Annotated in this window: 22 protein-coding genes and 1 riboswitch; of the genes, 4 read left to right on the forward strand and 18 right to left on the reverse strand. The window is 60.7% G+C overall.

Annotated elements, in window-relative coordinates:
• Nucleotides 1-10 precede the first annotated feature (10 nt).
• The 6 genes from B9Z49_RS12775 to B9Z49_RS12800 form a co-directional block, all read right to left on the reverse strand.
• Entirely contained in the window at nt 11-1,000 is a 990-nt protein-coding gene (locus B9Z49_RS12775; RefSeq protein WP_108353949.1) for a TauD/TfdA family dioxygenase, read from the reverse strand.
• 37 nt (nt 1,001-1,037) lie between these two features.
• Nucleotides 1,038-1,826 carry an ABC transporter ATP-binding protein gene (locus B9Z49_RS12780; RefSeq protein WP_108353837.1) on the reverse strand — a complete coding sequence of 263 codons (789 nt, stop codon included), beginning with the start codon at nt 1,824-1,826 and terminating at the stop codon, nt 1,038-1,040.
• Complete coding sequence (locus B9Z49_RS12785; RefSeq protein WP_108353838.1) at nt 1,823-2,845, reverse strand: iron ABC transporter permease; 1,023 nt, start codon at nt 2,843-2,845, stop codon at nt 1,823-1,825. The genes B9Z49_RS12780 and B9Z49_RS12785 overlap by 4 nt, the downstream gene beginning before the upstream one ends.
• The gene (locus B9Z49_RS12790) at nt 2,842-3,741 is read right to left on the reverse strand and encodes an ABC transporter substrate-binding protein (protein WP_108353839.1); all 900 of its coding nucleotides are present in this window, start codon (nt 3,739-3,741) and stop codon (nt 2,842-2,844) included. The genes B9Z49_RS12785 and B9Z49_RS12790 overlap by 4 nt, the downstream gene beginning before the upstream one ends.
• Before the next feature lie 64 nt (nt 3,742-3,805).
• Nucleotides 3,806-4,609: an ABC transporter substrate-binding protein gene (locus B9Z49_RS12795; RefSeq protein ID WP_108353840.1), complete on the reverse strand. Its 804-nt coding sequence runs from the start codon at nt 4,607-4,609 to the stop codon at nt 3,806-3,808.
• Between the two features lie 13 nt (nt 4,610-4,622).
• Nucleotides 4,623-6,434 (reverse strand): TonB-dependent siderophore receptor, encoded by a 1,812-nt coding sequence (locus B9Z49_RS12800; RefSeq protein WP_158273493.1) that lies wholly within the window; start codon nt 6,432-6,434, stop codon nt 4,623-4,625.
• A gap of 169 nt (nt 6,435-6,603) precedes the next feature.
• Nucleotides 6,604-6,851: riboswitch (cobalamin riboswitch) on the reverse strand.
• An 84-nt stretch (nt 6,852-6,935) separates the two neighbouring features.
• On the opposite strand from B9Z49_RS12800, the gene B9Z49_RS12805 reads away from it, so the two are divergent.
• From B9Z49_RS12805 to B9Z49_RS12815, 3 genes are all read left to right on the forward strand, one after another.
• Nucleotides 6,936-7,175 (forward strand): DUF904 domain-containing protein, encoded by a 240-nt coding sequence (locus B9Z49_RS12805; RefSeq protein ID WP_108353842.1) that lies wholly within the window; start codon nt 6,936-6,938, stop codon nt 7,173-7,175.
• The gene (locus B9Z49_RS12810) at nt 7,172-7,504 is read left to right on the forward strand and encodes a cell division protein ZapA (RefSeq protein ID WP_108353843.1); all 333 of its coding nucleotides are present in this window, start codon (nt 7,172-7,174) and stop codon (nt 7,502-7,504) included. The genes B9Z49_RS12805 and B9Z49_RS12810 overlap by 4 nt, the downstream gene beginning before the upstream one ends.
• A 253-nt stretch (nt 7,505-7,757) precedes the next feature.
• Complete coding sequence (locus B9Z49_RS12815; protein ID WP_108353844.1) at nt 7,758-8,573, forward strand: sulfite exporter TauE/SafE family protein; 816 nt, start codon at nt 7,758-7,760, stop codon at nt 8,571-8,573.
• 42 nt (nt 8,574-8,615) lie between these two features.
• On the opposite strand, the gene B9Z49_RS12820 is transcribed toward B9Z49_RS12815, so the two are convergent.
• From B9Z49_RS12820 to hemN, 3 genes are all read right to left on the reverse strand, one after another.
• Nucleotides 8,616-9,356 carry an SIMPL domain-containing protein gene (locus B9Z49_RS12820; protein ID WP_158273494.1) on the reverse strand — a complete coding sequence of 247 codons (741 nt, stop codon included), beginning with the start codon at nt 9,354-9,356 and terminating at the stop codon, nt 8,616-8,618.
• Between the two features lie 100 nt (nt 9,357-9,456).
• Nucleotides 9,457-10,134: a sulfite exporter TauE/SafE family protein gene (locus B9Z49_RS12825; protein ID WP_108353950.1), complete on the reverse strand. Its 678-nt coding sequence runs from the start codon at nt 10,132-10,134 to the stop codon at nt 9,457-9,459.
• 98 nt (nt 10,135-10,232) lie between these two features.
• Nucleotides 10,233-11,615 carry an oxygen-independent coproporphyrinogen III oxidase gene (hemN, locus tag B9Z49_RS12830; protein WP_108353846.1) on the reverse strand — a complete coding sequence of 461 codons (1,383 nt, stop codon included), beginning with the start codon at nt 11,613-11,615 and terminating at the stop codon, nt 10,233-10,235.
• Nucleotides 11,616-11,822: 207 nt separating this feature from the next.
• On the opposite strand from hemN, the gene fnr reads away from it, so the two are divergent.
• Complete coding sequence (gene fnr, locus B9Z49_RS12835; RefSeq protein WP_108353847.1) at nt 11,823-12,545, forward strand: fumarate/nitrate reduction transcriptional regulator Fnr; 723 nt, start codon at nt 11,823-11,825, stop codon at nt 12,543-12,545.
• A 38-nt stretch (nt 12,546-12,583) separates the two neighbouring features.
• On the opposite strand, the gene B9Z49_RS12840 is transcribed toward fnr, so the two are convergent.
• From B9Z49_RS12840 to B9Z49_RS12880, 9 genes are all read right to left on the reverse strand, one after another.
• Nucleotides 12,584-12,820, reverse strand: a complete 237-nt coding sequence (locus tag B9Z49_RS12840; RefSeq protein ID WP_108353848.1) for a hypothetical protein — start codon at nt 12,818-12,820, stop codon at nt 12,584-12,586.
• Nucleotides 12,821-12,837: 17 nt separating this feature from the next.
• Entirely contained in the window at nt 12,838-13,122 is a 285-nt protein-coding gene (locus tag B9Z49_RS12845; RefSeq protein WP_108353849.1) for a FixH family protein, read from the reverse strand.
• 26 nt (nt 13,123-13,148) lie between these two features.
• Complete coding sequence (ccoG, locus tag B9Z49_RS12850; protein ID WP_108353951.1) at nt 13,149-14,555, reverse strand: cytochrome c oxidase accessory protein CcoG; 1,407 nt, start codon at nt 14,553-14,555, stop codon at nt 13,149-13,151.
• 108 nt (nt 14,556-14,663) lie between these two features.
• A complete protein-coding gene (gene ccoP, locus B9Z49_RS12855) occupies nt 14,664-15,596 on the reverse strand; it encodes a cytochrome-c oxidase, cbb3-type subunit III (RefSeq protein ID WP_108353850.1) in 933 nt (310 codons plus the stop codon).
• Between the two features lie 39 nt (nt 15,597-15,635).
• A complete protein-coding gene (locus B9Z49_RS12860; RefSeq protein WP_108353851.1) occupies nt 15,636-15,776 on the reverse strand; it encodes a cbb3-type cytochrome c oxidase subunit 3 in 141 nt (46 codons plus the stop codon).
• Between the two features lie 9 nt (nt 15,777-15,785).
• Nucleotides 15,786-16,412 (reverse strand): cytochrome-c oxidase, cbb3-type subunit II, encoded by a 627-nt coding sequence (ccoO, locus tag B9Z49_RS12865; protein ID WP_108353852.1) that lies wholly within the window; start codon nt 16,410-16,412, stop codon nt 15,786-15,788.
• A gap of 13 nt (nt 16,413-16,425) precedes the next feature.
• The gene (ccoN, locus tag B9Z49_RS12870; protein ID WP_108353853.1) at nt 16,426-17,874 is read right to left on the reverse strand and encodes a cytochrome-c oxidase, cbb3-type subunit I; all 1,449 of its coding nucleotides are present in this window, start codon (nt 17,872-17,874) and stop codon (nt 16,426-16,428) included.
• A 69-nt stretch (nt 17,875-17,943) separates the two neighbouring features.
• Complete coding sequence (gene ccoS / locus B9Z49_RS12875) at nt 17,944-18,081, reverse strand: cbb3-type cytochrome oxidase assembly protein CcoS (protein WP_108353854.1); 138 nt, start codon at nt 18,079-18,081, stop codon at nt 17,944-17,946.
• Nucleotides 18,082-18,090: 9 nt separating this feature from the next.
• Nucleotides 18,091-20,487 (reverse strand): cation-translocating P-type ATPase, encoded by a 2,397-nt coding sequence (locus B9Z49_RS12880; RefSeq protein WP_108353855.1) that lies wholly within the window; start codon nt 20,485-20,487, stop codon nt 18,091-18,093.
• Between the last annotated feature and the right edge of the window lie 73 nt (nt 20,488-20,560).

Below are 20,560 nucleotides of genomic sequence, written 5' to 3' on the forward strand. Positions count from 1 at the left end.
CCTGAACCGCTCAGGCCAAAGCCGCAGCCGCAGGCGCAGGAAAGCCATTGCGCCCCGGAAACTCGGGTGCCAAAGTGCGCGCGTTGGGCATCTTGACCCACAGGCGCAGCATCTTGCGGTTGAGTTCGTGCACGCCGTGGTCTTCAAACCCATTGCGCGAGTGCAGCACGGCATAGTTGTTGGCAAACTGCAAGTCACCGGGCTCCAGCATCATGTCCAAACGAAAATCTGCGCGGTGCATGATCTCGTCAAACAAATCGAGTGCCTCGATTTCGACCTTGGACAGCGGCAGGTTGCGGATTTCATGGCCCAACTCGATGTACTGGCGCAGGTAGCGGCAGCTGAGTTTTCCATCGTTATGGCTGAAGATGGGTGACAGGCTGGGCTGGTCTTCGCACAGGTGAGAGAAAAACCAAGTGCGGTAGTACAGGCCCAGATACTCCGAGTGCTTATCCAAAATCTCGTTGTAGATCGCGGCCACGCTCACCAGCGAACTCAAACCGCCCTGCTTGGCCTTGCGGATGCACAGCAGACCCACCACATCCGACGGGTCCGAGTGGTAGGGCAGGTACAGGTTGGTTTCGTAGACGCGGGTGGTTTTCTTCGTCACATCGCCCACATTCATCACCAGACCCAAAAGTTCGCCCTTGGGGTTTTGCCGCACGGGCACACCCATGTGCAGGCCAATGCCGTAATAAAGAATCTGGATCTGCTCTTCGTTGTAGCGCTCGACAGGCAATCCGCGCAAGACCAGAAATCCCCGGCCGTTTTCCAGTTCATCGCTGTGCACTTGGAGCTGCTGCGCCCAGTCACCGATCGGAAAGTCTTCTTTGCCAAAGTTCGGAAACGTCAGCCCTTGGGCTTGGACGTGGGCCAAGGCCGCGTCAAGGGTCGCCAGCACGGACGCGCTGAGGTGGTGCAACCACGCGCTGTCACCCACCATGTCCGCCCCCTTCCAGGCGGCCGGTCCGGTGATGGCTTGTTTCATGATGAGGCCCATGGCAATTCCTTTGGTGTGTTTGACAGCAAAAAACAGCTTAATCGATGCGGCAGCTCGCCCCGCCAAGCCGCGGCAACACCACCCACTGCCCGTCGAGTGCGTGAATGCGGATGCGTTGGTCAAATACCGCCTCGATGGCCGCGTGCGTGGTCGCATCGCAGCCTGCACCGTGGTGCACCACCTGGCCTTCGCGCATGACGACGATGTCGTCGGCGTGCAGCGCCATGCCAATCTCGTGCAGAACGCTGACCACCGTGGTGCCCTGCGCCAAGAGGCAGTGCACCTGCTCGAGCCAGTCCACTTGGTGGGGCGGGTCCAGGTTGGCCAAGGGTTCGTCCATCAGCATGGTGGGCGCATTGCCCGCCATGGCGCGGGCCAGCAGCACGCGTTGGCGCTCGCCGCCCGACAACTCGCCCAGCGTGCGCTCGCGCCAGTCCCAGGCCTGTGTGGCCTTGAGGGCGGCTTCCACCATTTGCGCGTCTTGCGCTGAAGGTGCGCCCAGCCAGCTTTGGTGTGGCAAGCGGCCAAGCATGGCCACGTCCCACACGCGCAAGTCCAGCGTGCTGGCTTCCCCCTGCCCCAGCCAGGAAAGTTGCAAGGCCCTTTGCTGGCGAGTGAGCGAGTCCAGCGGCTGGCCCTGCAACAGCACTTGCCCGCTGTGCGGCAACAAACCTGCCAGCGCTTTGAGCAAACTCGATTTTCCAGCCCCGTTGGGGCCAACCACACAGGTCCAGCGGCCCACCGCGATCTGCAGGTCAATGCCCTGCAGGACCCTGCGGCCACCCAACTCGGCGCTCAGTTGCCGGGTTTGCAGCGCGGCGCTCATGAGCGCGCTCCCGTGTCGGCATCTCGGTACACGCGCCAGAGCAAATAGCCCCCGCCCAACACCGCCGTGAGCACGCCCACAGGCAGCTCTTGCGGCGCCAACACTACGCGGGCCACCACATCGGCCAGCACCAGCAAGGCCCCGCCCATCAGGGCTGACAGGAGCAAACGCCAAGCGTGCGTGCAGCGCACCAGCGAGCGCACCAAATGCGGCGCGGCCAAGCCGACAAAAGCCACCAGCCCGATGTGGGCCACAGCCGCCCCCGTGGCCAAAGAAATCACACCCACCAGCACCATGCGGGCCAGTGGCAGCGGTACGCCCAAGCTTTGCGCGGTGGCTTCACCCAAACTGAGCGCATCCAGCACACGGGCAAAGACCCAGGCCAAGGCCAAGCACAGGGCAAGCACCGTCGCCATCGTGGCGCAAGCGCTCCAGCTGACAAACGCGGTCGAGCCCAGCATGAAGCCCTGCATGGCCTGCAGCACCTGCGGCTGCAGCAGCGAAATCAACGACGTGACCGCCCCCAGCACCACGCCCACCACCACGCCCGCCAACAACAGGCGCAGCGTTTGTTGCACACCACGCGCCAGCAGCAGCGTCAGCACCACCGCCAGCACAGCGCCCACAAAGGCCGCACCGGTCAGGCCCAAACCCAGCCAAGCGGTCATGGCCCAGGCGCTGCCACCCCACAAGCTCAAATACACACCCACGCCAAGGGATGCACCCGAGGCACTGCCCAGCAAATAAGGATCGGCCAGCGGGTTGCGAAACAGACCTTGCGCCACCGCCCCGGCCAGGCCCAACAAAGCCCCGCCGAGCCATGCGCCCAGGCTGCGCGGCAAACGAATGTCCCACACAATCTGGCGCGACACCGCGTCGGCCCCCGCCGTCCACCAGGCCTGCCAACCCTGACTGCCAGCGGCCGTGCCCAGCACCACCACGGCCAGGCCCAATGCCAAGAGCATCAGCGCCCAGCGTGGTGCGTGGGTGTGGGTGTGGGTGTGGACTTGGGAATTCATCGCTGCACACCCGTGTCAACTTGGGCCGCTGCGCGGTTCAGACAGTTGGCCATCAGCTGCGCGCCTTCGGCCATGCGCGGGCCAGCGCGCACCAGCATGTCCGAATCGCCCTGTTTGAACACGCACAGGCGCTGGCCTTGCATGGCCCGCAAGCGGCTCCAACCCGGGCGCTGCAGCATGCTGGCGCGGCTGCTGTCGCCCGCCATGATCACATCAGGCCGGGCTTGCACCACCCACTCGGGGTTGACCTGCGGAAACGGCCCCATCGATGCAGGCAGGATGTTGGCCACGCCCATGCGGCTGAGTGTCTCGCCCATGAAAGACGATTCACTTGCGCCATAGGGCGCAGGGCTCACCTCAAAGTAAACCCGCTGCTGCCGCGCGGCGGGGCTGAGCGATTGCACCGTCGCCTGCAGGCCCGCCTGAATGCTTTGCCAGACCCGCTCGCTGTCAGCGGCGGGCACATGCAGCGCCTGCGCCACGGTTCGCCACACACGCAGCGCGTCGGCGTGGTTGCGCGGCTCCAGGCGCAGCACCTTCAAGCCCAGAGCCTGCAAGCGGTCCGCGCCCCGGGTAGAACCTGCCGCCAGCACCAGGTCGGGCTTGAGGGCGACGATGCTCTCGATGTTCGGGTCCAGCCCACCGCCCACGCGCGGCACAGCTTTGACCGACTCGGGCCAGTTGGAATAGCGGTCCAGACCCACGAGTTTGTGGCACTGGTTCAAGGCGCAGACGGTTTCGGTGAGGGACGGCAGCAAGCTCACGATGCGCTGCGGGGCTTGGTCGATCTGCACTTTTTGCTGGCGGTCGTCGAGCACGGTGACGGCCTGTGCGGGCTGCAGTATTGCGCATAAAAAGAAACAGGCAAACGCCCCCAAAAACCAAGAAGTCGTCATTCCCGCGAAGGTAGAAATCCAGACGCGTGATCGGCTCACGACGTGCTGGCTTGACGACAAACACTCAGGCATGCAGTGCTTCCCACTGGCTGAATATGCGGTACATCTGTGCCACGCCATCGGTGAGCGCTGCAGGCCCAGGCTGCAAAATATCGGCCGATTTGATTTCAAAAATCTGCCCCGTACGAACGGCCGGCACGTCTTGCCAACCGGGCCGCACCGCGACTTTTTCCGGGCGAAATTTCTTGCCGCACAAAGAGCCGATGATGATGTCGGGCGCGCGCTCGATGATGGTTTGGCCGCTGGCGATGATCCTGTCGCGCCCCATGGGTTGCAGCGCCAGCTCAGGAAAAATATCGTCCCCGCCCGCAATGCCCATCAATTCAGACACCCAGCGGATGGTGCTCATGTGGGGATCGTCCCATTCCTCAAAATAGACCCGCGGCCGGCGCTTGAAACCCGCCGCCTTTTGGGTGATGGCGTCCAGCTCAGCGCGCATGCGCGACAACCGGGCCATACCCTGCTCTCCCTGCCCCACCATCGCGGCTACTTGGTAGAGCACCGAAAAAATCTCGTCCACACTGCGCTGGTTGAACACCGTGACCTGCACACCGGCCTTGATCAGCAAAGAAGCGATGTCGGCCTGCAGGTCCGAAAACCCAAAAACACAATCAGGCTTGAGCGCCAGAATCTTATCGATCTTGGCGGTTAAAAAAGCACTGACCTTGGGCTTTTCTTCGCGGGCCCGACGCGGGCGCACCGTGTAGCCCGAGATGCCCACGATGCGCGCCTCCTGCCCCATCAGGTACAACCATTCGGTCGTTTCCTCGGTCAAGCAAACGATGCGTTGGGGCGAGAGGTGATGCATGGGCCGGGTCCAATCAGTGTTTCATTTTCCAGCTCAGGCCCAGCGTGGTGGTGCGCGGCAGCTGGTTGTAACCATAAGCCGTTTGGTACCGGCTGTCGGTGGCGTTTTCCACGCGGCCATACAGCGTCCAGTCGCGGCTCAGGCTGTAGCGAGCGGTCAGGTCCAGCAAGGTGTTGCTGGGCAAGCCGGGCTTGCCTTCAATGTCAGGCCGTGTGGACGTGTAACGCACACTGCCGCCCAAGGACAACAAGCCCAGTGATTGCGATACCGACAGCGAAGCCAGTGTTTTGGCCCGGCGCACCAATTGCTGACCTGTGGCCTCGTTCACCGGGTCTTGCAGTGACAAGCTGGCGCGCAAATCGGTCATGTGAAAGCGACCGCTGTAGCTGGTTTCCAGACCCCTGTTTTTGACGCGGCTGACGTTGTTGAACTGAAAACTGCCCATGTCATAAAGAAGGAGGTCTTTGGTGAGCGTAGAGAACCAGGTCGAGCGAAGGCGGTGTGGCCCTTGTGCCCACTGCACGCCCGCCTCTTGCGTGTTGGCAGTTTCAGGGCGCAGGTTTGGGTTGCCGCTGTAGGGGTCAAACAAATAACCCAGAGGGGGAATGTTGAAGGCCGTGGCATGGCTGACGATCAGCTTCCATTGCGCATTCAGATCGTAGCCATAACCCAGATACACCGAGTCCTTGGCCGACAGACCCTCAACATCGTCGTGCCGCAAATTGAACTGAAGGTTGTGCGATTGAAGCTTGTAAAGCACCCCGCCATACAGCGCATGGGCTTTGCGCTCACGCGACAGGCCAGACACACCATCGGTGGCCATGTCGATGCCTTGGGTCTGGTGATCCAGTCCAGCCGACAAGACCATGGTGGGCAGGTCCCACTGGTGCGTCCACGACACCATGCGCGTGCGGGTAACGGCCTGGGTGGTGAACGAGTAGCCACCTAAGGTGTCTGTGTCGTTGCGCTCCTTGGCGTCTGTAACGTTCAAGCGGCTGGACCACAGTGGCCCCAGCCGCCCTGCCCAGTAAAGAGTGTGGCTGTCGAGTTGGGTGCGGCCTTGGTGCAAGTCGGTCGGCGCGGAAAAACTGCCCGGCACGTCGTAGTCAAAGCGGCCCTTGAAGTGGGTCGAGCGTAGGCCCAGCTTGTGTTCGGGACTGAGTTTGTAGGACAGGTTCAGCGCATGGCTGTCGTTGCGGTAACCGTCCGCATCGGGGTTGGCATTGAGTGTTTGTGACAGATTGGCCGCGTTGATGCCATCGGTGCGAAAGCGCCCGACAGACACCGCATAAGCCAATGGACCGGCTGAACCGTGCGTGCCTGCATGCCAGCGCTGGGTGCCCTGCGAACCACGCTCGGCGCTGGCGTAAACCGTGGGCTGCCCTTGGCCTTGCCGCGTGAACACCTGAATCACCCCGCCCACCGCGCCGCTGCCATGAATGGCCGAGACGTTGCCGCGCACGATCTCAATCCGATCCACCTGGTCGAGCATGATGTGCTCCAGGCTCACGGCGCCCGTGGTGTCTTGCTTCGTGACGGGCACACCGTCGACCAGCACCAGCACCTGCAGGGAAGCCGCACCCCGCAAGAAAGCCGTGGCCTGCCCGCCCCGGCCACCCGTTTGGGTGAACTGAAAGCCCGCCTCGCGCGAGAGCAAAGTGGGCAAGTCCAGCACCTGCGACTGCTCGATGGCGTCGCGACCGAGCACCGTGGTGTGGGGCAGCACGTCGGTCAGGATTTGCTCGGTGCGGCTGGCGGTGACCACGATTTCGGTCCCGCTGGTTTGCGCCAGCGCAGCGCCGCTAGTGCAGGCCAAGACTGCCATCGCAGCTGCCGAAAACGCGTGGATGGAAAGTGCAGATTTATAAAATCCAGGTGTAGAAAGTGCAAGCGCAAAACGGCGTGCACCAAGGGAACGATTTTTCATTTAAAACCAACAAGTCAAACGCCCTCACCGCCTTCCCCGACAGTGCATGGGCTTTACAACCTGTCTTGCGACAGGTCACCTTGTTGGCCGGTATCCGGGCTGACAGAGCGACCTTCATCACCTTCCCAGCCGCCTGTTTCAGGGCGACCAGTGGTTTGAGATGAAAGCTGGGGTTTCGTTTGACTGAAAACCCGTCTGCTTACCGTTGCGGGGGCAGCGCAGGTTAGGTGGGCCGTGATGGCTTGTCCCTCCTGCTTCCCGTTGAACTGCGCGCCGTGAACCGGCATCGCGAGCACCAACAATTTTCATTCTAGGCGCAAAACTGTCGTCAAAGCTACAAAATCATTAGACCCGGGACTTCACGCCCTACAATAGAGACCTCCATTTTTCTTGTTTGCCATGGCCTATTCCGACACCATCGATCAAATTGCCGAGCGTGTGGATCACTTGCTGCTGCGCCACGAAGAGCTGCAACGCACCAACGCTTTGCTGACCCAACAAGTGCAGGCGCTGAGCTTGGAGCGAGACCAACTCAAGTCGCGACTGGCCGCCGCCAGAGCCCGTGTGGATGCCCTCATCGAACGGCTGCCCACATCGGCCACCACCGCGGCTCCTGCATCGCCTGAGGCCTCCACATGAGCAACAAGCAAATCGATGTCCAGATCATGGGCCAAAGCTATATTTTGGGTTGCCCTGAAGGAGGCGAAGAGCGCTTGCTGAGCGCGGTGCGCAAAGTGGATGAAGCCATGTGCAAGATCCGAGATGCAGGCAAGATCAAGGCGCGAGACCGCATTGCTGTGTTGGCCGCACTGAACCTGGCTTTCGAACAAACCGATGCGGCTGCTCCTCCAGCCAGTGCCACCCCTGCCACCCCTGCCGACGAGGTGAAGCCAGATCCTCAATCCCGACTGACGCAATTGCTGCATCGCCTGGACCAGGTCATTGAGAAAGACGGCCAGTTGCTTTAAAGCAAGGGATGTTGTGCAGGCCACTGCTTTCGCAACAATTTAGCGCCTACAATGACTCTGTCTGCGGTGCATGCCGGGCTTTATATTTCCTTGAACCAATGCTCTTAGAGCCGGGCTTGGAACATTGGCTGGTGAGCGTGATCATCTCGCGTCAGATGAACCCAACGCCAGTCTGCCCTTGCCCACCTGAACCCCGGTTCAGGATGCCGGTCCGGTGGCACTCGCAGACACCTTCTTTACTTCCCCCCCCCTCATGATCATTGAACCTGTGCTCCTGGCCCAATTGGCTGTCCTTGGTTTATGCACCGGTTTTCTGGCGGGCCTGCTTGGCATCGGAGGTGGACTGATCATGGTGCCGGTCATCACCTATCTGCTCGGTCAGCGAGGCGTGAGTGCTGACCTGGCCGTGAAGATGGCGATTGCCACCTCCATGGCCACCATCATCTTCACCAGCGTCTCCAGCGTGCGCGCCCACCACAAGAAAAAAGCTGTGCGTTGGGACTTGGTCAAAGGCTTGGCCCCGGGCATTGTGTTGGGCAGCCTGATCGGCAGCTTGGGCATCTTTGCCTTTACCAAAGGCGCTTTCCTGGCCTTGTTTTTCGCGGCCTTTGTCAGCTTTTCAGCCACGCAGATGTTTTTGGACAAAAAACCAGCCCCTTCTCGCCAAGTGCCCGGTTTTCAGGGCTTGCTGGGTGCTGGTGGCCTGATCGGCTTGCTCTCGGGTTTGGTGGGTGCGGGCGGCGGCTTCATCAGCGTGCCCTTCATGGCCTGGTGCAACGTGGCCGTTCACAACGCAGTGGCCACCAGCGCGGCGCTGGGCTTTCCCATTGCGCTGGCCAACGTGGCCGGTTACATCGTGAGCGGCCAAAACGTGCAAGACCTCCCTGCTTACAGCTTTGGCTATCTGTGGCTGCCGGCCTTGGGGGTCATTGCCTTGTGCAGCGTGTTCATGGCGCCCATCGGTGCGGCCACAGCGCACAAACTGCCGGTCAAACAACTCAAGCGATTTTTTGCCAGCGTGTTGTACTTGCTAGCAGCCTACATGCTCTACAAAGGCCTGTCCGCTTGATGCCGGGCCAGCAGCCCCGAATCGGGCTGCGGGCCTGCCAACTCAGCGCAGCACAATGCTGCCCGAGATGTTCACCACCACGCGTGACTTGCCAGCCAGCGCTGGCACCGGCATCGGTGCTGGCGAGTCCATCTGTGCCATGGCCATGCGCGGCATGACAACGCCCTCCCCCGCCTCCTGGGCGCTCACGCGCACTTCCCTCAGCGTGTAAGCCGCAAAGCCGAACTGCTTCGTCAGCGATTGGGCTTTGCTCTGAAAATGCGCCACCGCTTCGGCCTGGATGCGCGCTTCGGCCGCAGCTTTCTGCTCGGGACTCAGCCGCCAGTCGATTTGCAACACCGTTAAATCTGGCATGCGCGCAGCAAGCGCGGTAATTTGCTCGGTATCGCGGCCCTGCAAAACAAGTTGCGCAGAGCCCACCCAACCATTCATCTTGCCGTCGCGGCCATAGCGCGGCGACACATTCATCTCGCCCGTTTTCACCTCTAGGGCCCCGGGTTTGGCCATGGGGTTGGTCACAGCCAAAGCGGACGACAGAATGGCGTTAAGTTGTTTTTGCAATGCAGGTGCCAGCGAGCCTTCTTTTTGCACCGACAGGGTGATCACCAACCAGTCTTGCGGGACCTCGGTATGGGCTGAGGCACTCAAATGCAGGACTTGGATCAGTGGGGTATGTGCGGCATGGGGGGAATTGGATGCACTTTGGGCCTGCACGGATGCGACAGGCAGGGCCAGCGCCGTTATGAGGGCACAAACGATCGAAGGTGTTCGAATCAGTTTCATGGAAAGTCTTTCGCAGAAGGTGGCAAAACAATCGGCACTTGCCGCCGTGATTGTGAACCCCGCAGCGGATGTCACTCGCCAGGTGCCCTGCGCATGGGTTTCAGGGTGTAACGCACCACGGCGCCTGGTCGTGCAGCAGCCCCATCCACAAGGCCCAGGCCGACACAGTCGCCAGCGCCAAGCCTGCCGCTCGCATGCCCCAAGCTCCATCACCCAATGTCTGCATGCGCAAAAACAACCAAGGTCCGACCCACAGGCTGATGCTGCTGCCCAATGCAAACAAGGCCATGGTGGCCGCCCCCTCTAACGGCTGGCTGGTCAAGGCCGCCACCATCAGGGCCGAATACAGCAAGCTGCAGGGCATGAAGACCCACAGCCCGCCCACCATCCAGGGTGCAGCACGTCCCCAGCGGGTGTTGAAGGCCCGCACACGCGCCCACAAACGGCGCGCTGCGGCATCCAGCCACACGGGTTGCCGTGCCTGCAGCATGAGTAGCAAACCCAGCACCAGGGCCGTCAGGTGGAGCAAGGTCCAGACTGGGCGAATGGCCGCTGACTTCGTGGTCAACCAACCCAGGCCCTGCACACTGGCCGCGGCCACGGCACCCAGCAGCGAGTAGCCCGCCAAGCGCCCCAACTGAAAAGCCAGCAAAGCCTGGGCACGGCGCTCACCCGCAGCATGGCCCAGACCCGCGCAAGCCGCGCCGCACATGGCCACGCAGTGCGGGCCACCCAGCACCCCCATCATCAAGGCCGTGATGGCCAAAGAACTTTGCATGGTTTGTTCGCTTGAATCTCGAGAGCTGCATTGTCGGCGATGGGGACCGGCCTCGATGCAGACCGACCCCGATGCGGCCCAACCCATGTCCTCAGGCATCAAATGATTTTGGAAAACCGTGCGCGGTTGCGGTCAGCCTGCACATATCGGTCAAACACCATGGCCACGCCGCGCACAAAGAACCAGCCCATGGCGGTGACCTGAATGCCGCTCTCGCTCAACTGCACCAGGTCTTGCGCCTGCATCTCTTCAAGCTGGTTCAGCTCTGGGGCAAACAAGGTTTTGAAGTCGACCAGCCAGGCCAGGTCGATGGACTCGTATTGCAACTGCCCTTGGCACATGATCGCCATGATGACCGAGCGCCGGATCAGGTCGTCGCGTGTGAGCGCCAAGCCGCGCACCACCGGGAAATGGCCTTGGTCAAGCAGATCGACGTACGCCTCCATCGTCTTGGCGTTCTGGCTGTAGGTCGAGCCAATGCGGCCAATCGAGGACACGCCCAGCGCAATCAGGTCGCAATCGGCCTGCGTGCTGTAGCCCTGGAAGTTGCGGTGCAAACGCCCCTGTCGCTTGGCCACGGCCAGGGCGTCATCGGGCAAGGCAAAGTGGTCCATGCCGATGTAGACATAGCCCGCATCGGTCAGGGCGTCGAGCGAGCGCGAGAGCATGGCCACCTTGGCTGGCCCCGCAGGCAGATCGTCCGTATGGATGCGGCGCTGTGGCTTGAAGCGTTCGGGCAAATGCGCATAGGCATACAGGGCAATGCGGTCCGGGCGCAGGCAGTTGACTTGCACCAAGGTGCGGTCAAAGGATTCGGGCGTTTGCAGGGGCAAGCCATAGATCAGGTCAACATTGACCGACTCAAAACCCAGTCGGCGGGACGCCTCGACCAACGCAAACACCTGGTCCGCAGGCTGGATGCGGTGCACGGCTTTTTGAACCGCAGGGTCAAAGTCTTGCACGCCAAAACTCAAGCGGTTGAAACCTAACTCGGCCAGCACCGCCAACCGCTGCTCGTCGACGGTGCGGGGGTCCACTTCCACCGAATATTCACCACCCGGCACGAGTCTGAAGTGCTCGCGCAGCATGGCCATGAGTTGCCTTAACTCCTCGTCGCTCATGAAGGTGGGCGTGCCGCCGCCCAGATGCAACTGGCTGACGGCCTGGCCACGCCCCAAATGGCGGGTGTGCAACTCGACTTCTTTGCGCAGATAGCGCAAATAATCTGCAGCCCGGTCTTTGTGTTTGGTGATGATTTTGTTGCAGGCGCAGTAGTAGCACAGCGATTCGCAAAACGGAATATGCACGTACAGCGACAGCGATGGCTGCTTGCCCACCGTGCCTGATTGGCGCTGCGTGAGCGCTAGCACGTAATCGGCCTCACCAAAGGCTTCGACAAAACGGTCTGCTGTGGGGTAGGAGGTGTAGCGCGGGCCGGGCACGTCAAAGCGTGTCAGCAATTGCGGCGTGATGACGGACATGTGTCTGCCCCTTAATTCAAATGTGTTCAGAACAAGGCAGCACTTTGCCTGCTTGCATCTGCCCATGTGTTGACTCAAATCAAACCTTTTCGTGGTTTTAGGGGATTTCTGGCAAGTGCCGGGTATCCCCTCAAATTCAGCGAACGATTCGGTATAAGCTCAAGTCTTGATCCAAGGCAAATCCATTGCTCCACCAAGAGATAAACCATGAATCCTCAAGCCATCAAAGTCGCCTGCTCCAATTGCAACCTGCGCGAGTTGTGCATGCCCATGGGCCTGAGCGACCAGGATCTGAACCGCCTGGATGAACTGGTGGCCGTGCGCCGCAGGATCAAGCGGGGCGACACCCTTTTTACCAACGGCGAAAAGTTCACTTCGCTGTACGCCATCCGCACTGGCTTTTTCAAGACCTGTTTGGCCACCGAAGATGGACGCGACCAGGTCACGGGCTTTCAGATGGCGGGCGAGATCATTGGCCTGGACGGCATCGTGAACGACCAGCACAGCTGCGATGCGGTGGCGCTGGAAGACGCCGAAGTGTGTGTCATGCCCTTTGATCGGATCGAGGAAATATCGCGCGAAGTCACCGCTTTGCAACACCATGTGCACAAGATCATGAGCCGCGAGATTGTGCGTGAGCACGGCGTGATGCTGTTGCTCGGCAGCATGCGTGCCGAAGAGCGCTTGGCCGCCTTTTTGCTGAACCTGGTGCAGCGCCTGAATGCGCGTGGATTTTCTCAATCCGAGCTGGTCTTGCGCATGACGCGCGAAGAGATCGGCAGCTACCTGGGCCTCAAGCTGGAGACCGTCAGCCGAACTTTCTCCAAGTTCGTCGAGGATGGCACCCTGGAAGTCAAGCAGCGTCATGTTCGAATTTTGGACACCGAAGGCCTGCAGCGCCTGGTCAACAACCCCGCACATTGCCACTGAACCTTGGGCTCCCGAACTGAACAGGTGGTTCGGTGCTTTCAGCGGTTCACTTCTGCCGAGGGCAGGCTCAGCAGCGTGGTCAACGCACTCGACAACATGGCCAAGAACCAGAATGCAAAAAAGGCCAGCGTGTAAATCGCTTGCCTGGAAAGGTCCAGGTCTTGACTGAACCAGTGCAGGTCTTGCGGGTCGATAAACGCGAACACCAGCATTTCCAAAAGGCCCGCGACCAAAAAGGCTGGCCAAGCGATCCACATCCAGCGTTGAGCGAGCATCGTGTCTCCCTTCGGCATCAGGGTTTGGTGGGCTCAGCAGCAGGCGCTTGCAGCGCAGCGGGCAACTCGCCCGTGGCCGCATGGTTGCGCCCCTGCATGGCCGGAACGTGGGTGATGCCCTGGCGCTCTTGCATGGCGGTGCGCGGCGTGTCTTGAAGCACCGGGTCCGGGTTGGTGATCGCAATGTAAAGCGTGGTGAAACCGGCCACTACGACCACGGCAGGGCCACCAAAGACCATCCACACCAAACCAAAACGCCACCAAGGCTGACCCTCTTGTTGGACACTGCGTAAATTGTTCATGGCTGTCTTTCAAAAATGGGGGTCTCTCAGCGAGGGACCAGGAACACGGTTTTTTCGCTCAACTGGCCGACCGACTGGCAGTTGGGCGCGCGCGACTCGATGCGGAAAAGAATCGGGTGCGAACCGGCTGGGGCCGCATCATAGGGCAGCTGCAAACGCACTGATACCCAGCGCGATTCTGTGGCGGCCACTTGCACGTCCGTTTCGCTGGCCAGGTTCAGGCCCGGCAAGCCATCGACCTGCAGGTGGAACGTCAGGTTTTGTTCCGACGCGTTCATGATTTGCAATCGATACACGTTTTCAATTTTGCCGCCCGCCACGATACGGGCCAGGGTGGCGCGGTCGCGCACGATGTCCACCTTGAACGGTTCGCGCAGCCACAAAGACACGCCAACGCCAATGATGATGGCCCACAGCACAGCGGTGTAAACCAACACGCGCGGGCGGAAAATGTGGCTCACGGTTTGCGCCCAACTCCAGCCTTTGTCCATGGCATTTTGCGTGGAGAACTTGATCAGACCGCGCTCGTAACCCACCTTGTCCATCACGTTGTCGCACACGTCCACACAAGCCCCGCAGCCAATGCACTCGTACTGCAAGCCTTTGCGGATGTCGATGCCGGTGGGGCAGACCTGCACACACAAGGTGCAGTCCACACAATCTCCCAGCCCCAGAGCTTTAGGGTCTGATTTTTTGGAGCGGGCACCCCGTGGCTCACCACGCGCATCGTCGTAGGTGACGATCAAGGTGTCCTTGTCGAACATGGCGCTTTGAAAACGCGCATAGGGACACATGTATTTGCACACCTGCTCGCGCATGAAGCCCGCGTTGCCGTAGGTGGCCAAGCTGTAAAACAGAATCCAGAAAATTTCCCAGGGCCCAAAACCCAAGGACAGGATCGCCGCCGTCAACTCGCGAATCGGCGTGAAGTAGCCGACAAAGCTGAAACCTGTCCAGAGCGACAACACGATCCAGGCCAGTTGCTTGCTGGTTTTGCGCCAGACCTTGTTGAAGCTCAAGGGCGCGGCATCCAGTCGCATGCGCGCGGAACGGTCGCCTTCAAACTGGCGCTCGATCCACAAGAAAATTTCGGTGTACACCGTTTGCGGGCAAGCAAAGCCGCACCATAACCGCCCGGCGACTGCCGTGAACAAAAACAACGACAGCGCCGAGATGACCAGCAAAGCCGTCAGGTAAATGAAGTCCTGCGGGTACAACACCAGGCCGAATATGTAAAAACGGCGCGCACCCAAATCAAACAAAACCGCCTGGCGCTGACCCCACTCCAGCCAAGGTAAACCATAGAAGACCACTTGCGTGATGATCACCGTCAACCAGCGCCATTGGGCGAACACGCCCTGAACACTACGGGGGTAGATTTTCTGGTGCGCTTGGTACAGCGGCACCAATTCCACACCGCCCTCAGCAGGCATGGGTGTGATCGGGATCACGCTGCGAGAGGGGCGGTCTTCAGGGGCGGACAAAATAAAGGCCTTGGTTCAAATGCTGCACCAGGTCCAGCCTGATGCAGGGGCTTCAGATCACTTGGCTGGGCTCACTTGTGCGCTGGCTACAGCGTTGTTGGACAAGCCCCAGACATAAGAAGCCAAGACATGGATCTGGCCTTCCGTCAACTTGGCGTTCTGTGCGGGCATCTGGTTGACCTTGCCGTTGTTGATCATGCTCACGATGGCGTTTTCACCCCAGCCGTGCAACCAGATGTCGTCCGTCAGGTTGGGTGCACCCACGGCGTGGTTGCCCTTGCCGTCTAGGCCGTGGCAGGCCGCACAAGCACCAAACTTGGACTTGCCCAGTTGTGCACGCAGCGAGTCGTGCGGGCTGCCCGACATGCTCAGCACATAGTGCGCCACGTTGCGCACGTCATCGGGCGTGCCCACGGCCGCAGCCATGGGCGGCATGTTGCCCATGCGCCCTTGCACCAAGCTCGCTTTGATCGCATCGGGCGTGCCGCCATAGAGCCAGTCTGCATCCGCCAAGTTGGGGAAGCCTTTGCTGCCGCGTGCGTCAGAGCCGTGGCATTGGGCGCAGTTGTTCATGAACAGACGGTCGCCAATGGCCAGCGCCTGCGGGTCCTTGGACACTTCTGCGGGCGGCATGCCCGAGAACTTGGCATACAGCGGGGCCACTTCGGCATTGCCTTTGGCCACTTCGACCTCGTACTGACCCGCTGAAGACCAGCCAAATTTGCCTGCGAAGCTGCCTGCGCCCGGGTACATGGCCAGGTAAACGAAAGCAAAGATGATGGTGATGATGAACAAGCCCACCCACCAGCGCGGCAGTGGGTTATTCATCTCGCGCAGATCACCGTCCCAGACGTGGCCGGTGGTGTTGTCGTTGGCCGTCATGGCCTTGGCCTTGCCGCTGAACCACAGCAAAGCCAAGCAGGCGATGATGCTGACCAGCGTGATGCCGGCCACGTACAAGTGCCAGAAATTGCTGATGAAGTCACTCATGGAGATTCCTTGGTATTGTTTTAAGTGCTGTCGGACGGCTCAGTCGTCTTGACGAAACGGCAGTTGCGCCGCCTCGTCAAACTCGGCCTGGTTGCGGCGAGACCAAGCCCACACCACGATGCCGACAAAGCAGCAAAAGGCGAGCAAGGTCACAACAGAGCGAAGGGTGTTGATGTCCATGTCCACTCCTTATTTGCGGTGGGTGCCCAGCACCTGCAGGTAGGCGATGACGGCGTCCAGTTCGGTCCTGCCCTTGACGTCTTCCGGTGCCTTGGCGATTTCTTCGTCGCTGTAAGGGGCACCCAAGGTGCGCAAGCCATTCATGTGCGCCTGAATGGAAGCTGCGTTGGCGGGTGTTTTCTCCAGCCAAGGGTAAGCGGGCATGTTGGACTCGGGCACCAGATCACGCGGGTTGGTCAAATGCGTGCGGTGCCATTCGTCGCTGTAGCGACCACCCACGCGGGCCAAATCGGGACCGGTCCGCTTGCTGCCCCACTGGAAAGGGCGGTCATAGACGAATTCACCGGCCAGCGAATAAGGGCCGTAACGCAGGGTCTCGGCGCGGAAGGGACGGATCATCTGCGAGTGGCAGTTGTAGCAACCTTCGCGCACATAAATATCACGCCCCACCACTTGCATCGCGGTGTAGGGTTTGAGGCCCGGCACCGGCTCGGTAGTGGACTTCTGGAAGAACAAGGGCAGGATCTCAACCATGCCGCCGACCAGCAGCACCACCAGGATCAGCACGATCATCAGGAAGTTATTGGTCTCGACCTTCTCGTGCGAAAGACCGCCTGTTTTTGGGGTTTCAGCCATGTTGTATTTCTCCTCAGGCGTGTAGAGGGGTGAGGGGGGCGAGTGTGGGGATGCGGACTTCAACCGAACGACCTTGGGTCACGGTCTTGATGGTGTTCCAGAGCATGATGACCATGCCCGTCAGGTACAGCAAACCACCGATCAAGCGCAAAACATAGAAGGGGTAAGTGGCTTTGACCGACTCCACAAAGGTGTAGGTCAAGGTGCCGTCGGCGTTGATGGCGCGCCACATCAGGCCCTGCATGACCCCAGCAATCCACATGGCGGCGATGTAGATCACGATGCCGATGGTGGCGGTCCAGAAGTGAACCTCAATGGCCTTGACGCTGTACATCTGCTTTTGGCCAAACAGGCGGGGAATCAGGTAGTACATCGAGCCCATGGTCACCAGACCCACCCAACCCAAAGCACCCGAGTGCACATGGCCCACGGTCCAGTCGGTGTAATGGCTCAGGGCGTTGACGGTCTTGATGGACATCATCGGACCTTCGAAGGTCGACATGCCGTAGAAAGAAAGAGACACGATCAAAAAGCGCAGTATCGGGTCGTCACGCAGTTTGTGCCAAGCACCCGACAAGGTCATGATGCCGTTGATCATGCCGCCCCAGCTGGGGGCCAACAAGATGAGCGAGAACACCATGCCGATGGACTGAGTCCAGTCAGGCAAGGCGGTGTAGTGCAGGTGGTGCGGGCCCGCCCACATGTAGGTGAAAATCAGCGCCCAGAAGTGCACGATCGACAGACGGTACGAGTAAACGGGACGCTCGGCCTGCTTGGGGATGAAGTAATACATCATGCCCAGGAAACCCGCCGTGAGGAAGAATCCCACCGCGTTGTGGCCGTACCACCACTGCACCATCGCGTCCTGCACACCCGCATAGGCCGAGTAGGACTTCATCATGCCCACGGGCAAGGCCGCGCTGTTGACGATGTGCAGCAATGCCACGGCGATGATGAAGGCGGCGAAAAACCAGTTGGCAACATAGATGTGACGCACCTTGCGTGTGCCTATGGTGCCAAAGAACACCACGGCAAACGCCACCCAAACCAAGGTGATCAGGATGTCAATCGGCCACTCCAGCTCAGCGTATTCTTTGCCGCTGGTGAAACCCAAAGGCAAAGAGATGGCCGCCAAGACGATGACCAGTTGCCAACCCCAAAAGGTGAAAGCGGCCAGTTTGTCGTTGAACAATCGCACGTTGCAGGTGCGCTGCACCACGTAATAAGCGGCAGCAAACAAGCCGCAACCACCGAACGCAAAAATCACCGCATTGGTGTGCAATGGGCGCAAGCGGCCATAGCTGAGCCAGGAAATGCCGAAGTTCAGCTCTGGCCAAGCCAATTGGGCCGCGATGATCACGCCCACCAGCATGCCCACCACACCCCAGACCACCGTCATGATGGCGAACTGCCGTACAACTTTGTCGTTGTATGACGTCGCCTGCATATTGGCAAATTTCATTTTTACCTCTTGTTTTAAAAGCTACCAACACAGTTTGCCCCGGCATACACCGAGGCCTCTTGATCAAAATCAATCGTCACGCAAAATTCGCTCGCCTTCGGCCTCAATGTCTTCAAATTGGCCTCGGTGAATCCCCCACCACAGGCCCGCCAGGATGAAAAACACCAGTGCCACGGACAAGGGGATCAGCAAATACAGGATGTCCATGCTGCTTTCTCAAACAGGTTGAAGGACCAGCGCCTGCTGCTGCAGCGACTCAGGCAAGGCTTGCGACAGGCGCAAGGCGTTGAGCACCACCAGCAAAGAGCTCAGCGCCATGCCCAGGCCCGCGGCCCAGGCGGGCAGCCAGCCCATCAGGGCCAGTGGCACACAAGTGGCGTTGTAGGCCGCCGACCACCACAGGTTTTGCCGGACGATGCGCATCGTTTGGCGACTGCGCTGCAAGGTACTGACCAGCACATCGAGTTGCCCGCCCATCAAGACAAAATCGGATTTGGACTGCGCCAGCGGCACGGCCTGGCCTAACGCAAAAGACACATCGGCCCCGGCCAGCACCGGGCCGTCGTTCAAGCCGTCGCCCACCATGGCCACTTTGTGTCCCTGGGCCTGCAGGGCCTGCAGCGCTTGCAATTTGTGCTGTGGGCTGCAGCCGCCTTGCGCATCGGCAATGCCAACGGCCTGGGCCACCTGCGCCACCGCTGTAGGGCCGTCGCCAGACAGCACCTTCAGGCCCAAGCCCATTTGCGCCAAGGCACGCACCACACCGGCGGCCTCGGGGCGCACTTGCTCGGCCAACTCAAAGCTGGCCAACCAACCTGACGCATCGGCCAGGCTGACCTGCAGGTGGTGCCCAGCGTGTGTCGGGGCAGCGCAAAAAGCGGCCGAGCCCAACCGCAAGGCTTGGGGCCCTTGGCCTGACTGCGTTAAAACGCCTTGAACCCCCTGCCCTGCCAGCTCGTTCACGTCGTGAGCGGCCAGCGCTTCCAAGGTATGCAAACCCCCTGCAGCCTCGGCACGACGCCGTGCCTCAGACCACAATGCCCGCGACACCGGGTGCAGGGAATGCCGCGCCAGGCTACCTGCCCAGTCCAAGGCCTGGGCATCGCTCACACCGTCGCGGGTGTGAATGCGGGCTACTTCAAACGCATCGCGCGTCAGGGTGCCGGTCTTGTCGAAAATCACGGTGTCAATGAGGGCCAGGTTTTGCAGGGCACTCAGGCGACGCACCAGCACGCCACTGCGCGCCAAGGCCCCGGCCGTAGCCAACATGGCGGCAGGTGTGGCCAGCGACAAAGCGCAAGGACAGGTCACGATCAGCACGGCGACTGCCACCATCACCGCGTGTGCGGGGTCACTCGGCCACCAATAAATGGCCGAAGCCAACGAGGCCAACATCACCGCCACCAAAAAGGGCTTGGCCCAGCGGTCCACCAGCAGCGCCATGTCAGGTTTGGAGACTGAGGCGCTCTCCATCAGCGCCACAATTTGGGCATAGCGGGTGGCCGCGCCAATGTGCTCGATCTGCACCTGCAGTGTGCCGCTCAGGTTATGACTGCCGGCAATCACGCGGTCACCTCCACGCCTCGCCAGCGGGCGCGACTCGCCCGTCAGCAATGCTTCGTCCACTTGGGTTTGGCCAACCAGCACCAGGCCATCGCCCGCAAAAGCCTCACCGGGCAATACTTCGATCACATCGCCCACCTGCAAGCGGCGAATCGACATCAGCGCCCAAGTGCCATCGCTCTGGCGCTTGCGCACGCTGTCGGGCAAGCGGTTAAGAACCGCCTCCAGCGCCCCGGCCGTGCGGTCGCGCATGCGCAGCTCCAGCCAGCGGCCCGTCAGCAAAAAGAACACGAACATGGTGAACGAGTCAAAAAACACCTCGGCACCGAACGGCCCCTGCGGCTCGAAGGTGCCCAACGTGCTCACCACAAAAGTCACCACCATGCCCAAGGCCACGGGCAAGTCCATGCTGATCTGGCGCTCACGCAGGTCGCGCCAGGCGTTGCTCAAGAATGGCGTGCAGGAGAAAAACATCACCGGCAAGGACAACACCCAGGATGCCCAGCGCAGCAAATGCACGGCTTCGTCCGAAATATCGCCGGGTTGCGTGAGGTACGTCGGCGTGGCGTACATCATGACTTGCATCATGCACAGGGCCGCCACCGCCCAGCGCCAGACCATGCGCCGAGCCTCTTCGCGCCTGCGCGCATGGGCGTGGGCGTCGTTGGCGGGCAAGGCCTTGTAGCCATGGCGCTCAACCGAACGCATCCACTCGGAGGGTCGGGTCAGCTCAGGCGACCAGACGATCTGGCCCCGGTGGCTGGCACCGCTGATCTGCACCGACTGCACACCCGGCACGGCGCGCAAAGCATCTTCCAGCGTGATGGCGCAGGCCACGCAATGCATGCCCTCGAACACCACGCTCGAGCGCCAGCAGCCCGACTCGGTTTTTTCGGGCAAGCTGAACGCCGCCCATTCCTCAGGCGTATCCAGCAACGACAACCTTTGCTGCGTCGTGTCGCGATTGTCCTGCATCAACTCTGACGCAGCCGATTCCACCGGTTGGGGAGAAGCGGGTCGCTGGCCTGGCAAAACATTGACTTGGGTCATGTTTGGAAGATACGTCAGCCCTCCCGATCAAAGCTTGATGTACATCAAGCGCGCCCATTTGCTGCTCTTATAA

It is taken from the genome of Limnohabitans sp. 2KL-51, assembly GCF_003063645.1.
In the GTDB taxonomy this organism is placed as follows: domain Bacteria; phylum Pseudomonadota; class Gammaproteobacteria; order Burkholderiales; family Burkholderiaceae_C; genus Limnohabitans_A.

Bases quoted from the DNA above. Each gene is read 5' to 3' on its own strand.
- B9Z49_RS12820 (WP_158273494.1), bottom strand. From the start codon at position 9,356: ATGAAACTGATTCGAACACCTTCGATCGTTTGTGCCCTCATAACGGCG.
- B9Z49_RS12775 (WP_108353949.1), bottom strand. From the start codon at position 1,000: ATGGGCCTCATCATGAAACAAGCCATCACCGGACCGGCCGCCTGGAAG.
- B9Z49_RS12800 (WP_158273493.1), bottom strand. From the start codon at position 6,434: ATGGCAGTCTTGGCCTGCACTAGCGGCGCTGCGCTGGCGCAAACCAGC.
- fnr (WP_108353847.1), top strand. From the start codon at position 11,823: ATGAATCCTCAAGCCATCAAAGTCGCCTGCTCCAATTGCAACCTGCGC.
- B9Z49_RS12805 (WP_108353842.1), top strand. From the start codon at position 6,936: ATGGCCTATTCCGACACCATCGATCAAATTGCCGAGCGTGTGGATCAC.
- B9Z49_RS12785 (WP_108353838.1), bottom strand. From the start codon at position 2,845: ATGAATTCCCAAGTCCACACCCACACCCACACCCACGCACCACGCTGG.
- ccoP (WP_108353850.1), bottom strand. From the start codon at position 15,596: ATGAGTGACTTCATCAGCAATTTCTGGCACTTGTACGTGGCCGGCATC.
- B9Z49_RS12825 (WP_108353950.1), bottom strand. From the start codon at position 10,134: ATGCAAAGTTCTTTGGCCATCACGGCCTTGATGATGGGGGTGCTGGGT.
- B9Z49_RS12880 (WP_108353855.1), bottom strand. From the start codon at position 20,487: ATGACCCAAGTCAATGTTTTGCCAGGCCAGCGACCCGCTTCTCCCCAA.
- hemN (WP_108353846.1), bottom strand. From the start codon at position 11,615: ATGTCCGTCATCACGCCGCAATTGCTGACACGCTTTGACGTGCCCGGC.
- B9Z49_RS12815 (WP_108353844.1), top strand. From the start codon at position 7,758: ATGATCATTGAACCTGTGCTCCTGGCCCAATTGGCTGTCCTTGGTTTA.
- B9Z49_RS12810 (WP_108353843.1), top strand. From the start codon at position 7,172: ATGAGCAACAAGCAAATCGATGTCCAGATCATGGGCCAAAGCTATATT.
- B9Z49_RS12790 (WP_108353839.1), bottom strand. From the start codon at position 3,741: ATGACGACTTCTTGGTTTTTGGGGGCGTTTGCCTGTTTCTTTTTATGC.
- ccoO (WP_108353852.1), bottom strand. From the start codon at position 16,412: ATGGCTGAAACCCCAAAAACAGGCGGTCTTTCGCACGAGAAGGTCGAG.
- B9Z49_RS12795 (WP_108353840.1), bottom strand. From the start codon at position 4,609: ATGCATCACCTCTCGCCCCAACGCATCGTTTGCTTGACCGAGGAAACG.
- B9Z49_RS12860 (WP_108353851.1), bottom strand. From the start codon at position 15,776: ATGGACATCAACACCCTTCGCTCTGTTGTGACCTTGCTCGCCTTTTGC.
- ccoG (WP_108353951.1), bottom strand. From the start codon at position 14,555: ATGCCTGCTGAGGGCGGTGTGGAATTGGTGCCGCTGTACCAAGCGCAC.
- B9Z49_RS12845 (WP_108353849.1), bottom strand. From the start codon at position 13,122: ATGAACAATTTACGCAGTGTCCAACAAGAGGGTCAGCCTTGGTGGCGT.
- ccoS (WP_108353854.1), bottom strand. From the start codon at position 18,081: ATGGACATCCTGTATTTGCTGATCCCCTTGTCCGTGGCACTGGTGTTT.
- B9Z49_RS12780 (WP_108353837.1), bottom strand. From the start codon at position 1,826: ATGAGCGCCGCGCTGCAAACCCGGCAACTGAGCGCCGAGTTGGGTGGC.
- B9Z49_RS12840 (WP_108353848.1), bottom strand. From the start codon at position 12,820: ATGCTCGCTCAACGCTGGATGTGGATCGCTTGGCCAGCCTTTTTGGTC.
- ccoN (WP_108353853.1), bottom strand. From the start codon at position 17,874: ATGAAATTTGCCAATATGCAGGCGACGTCATACAACGACAAAGTTGTA.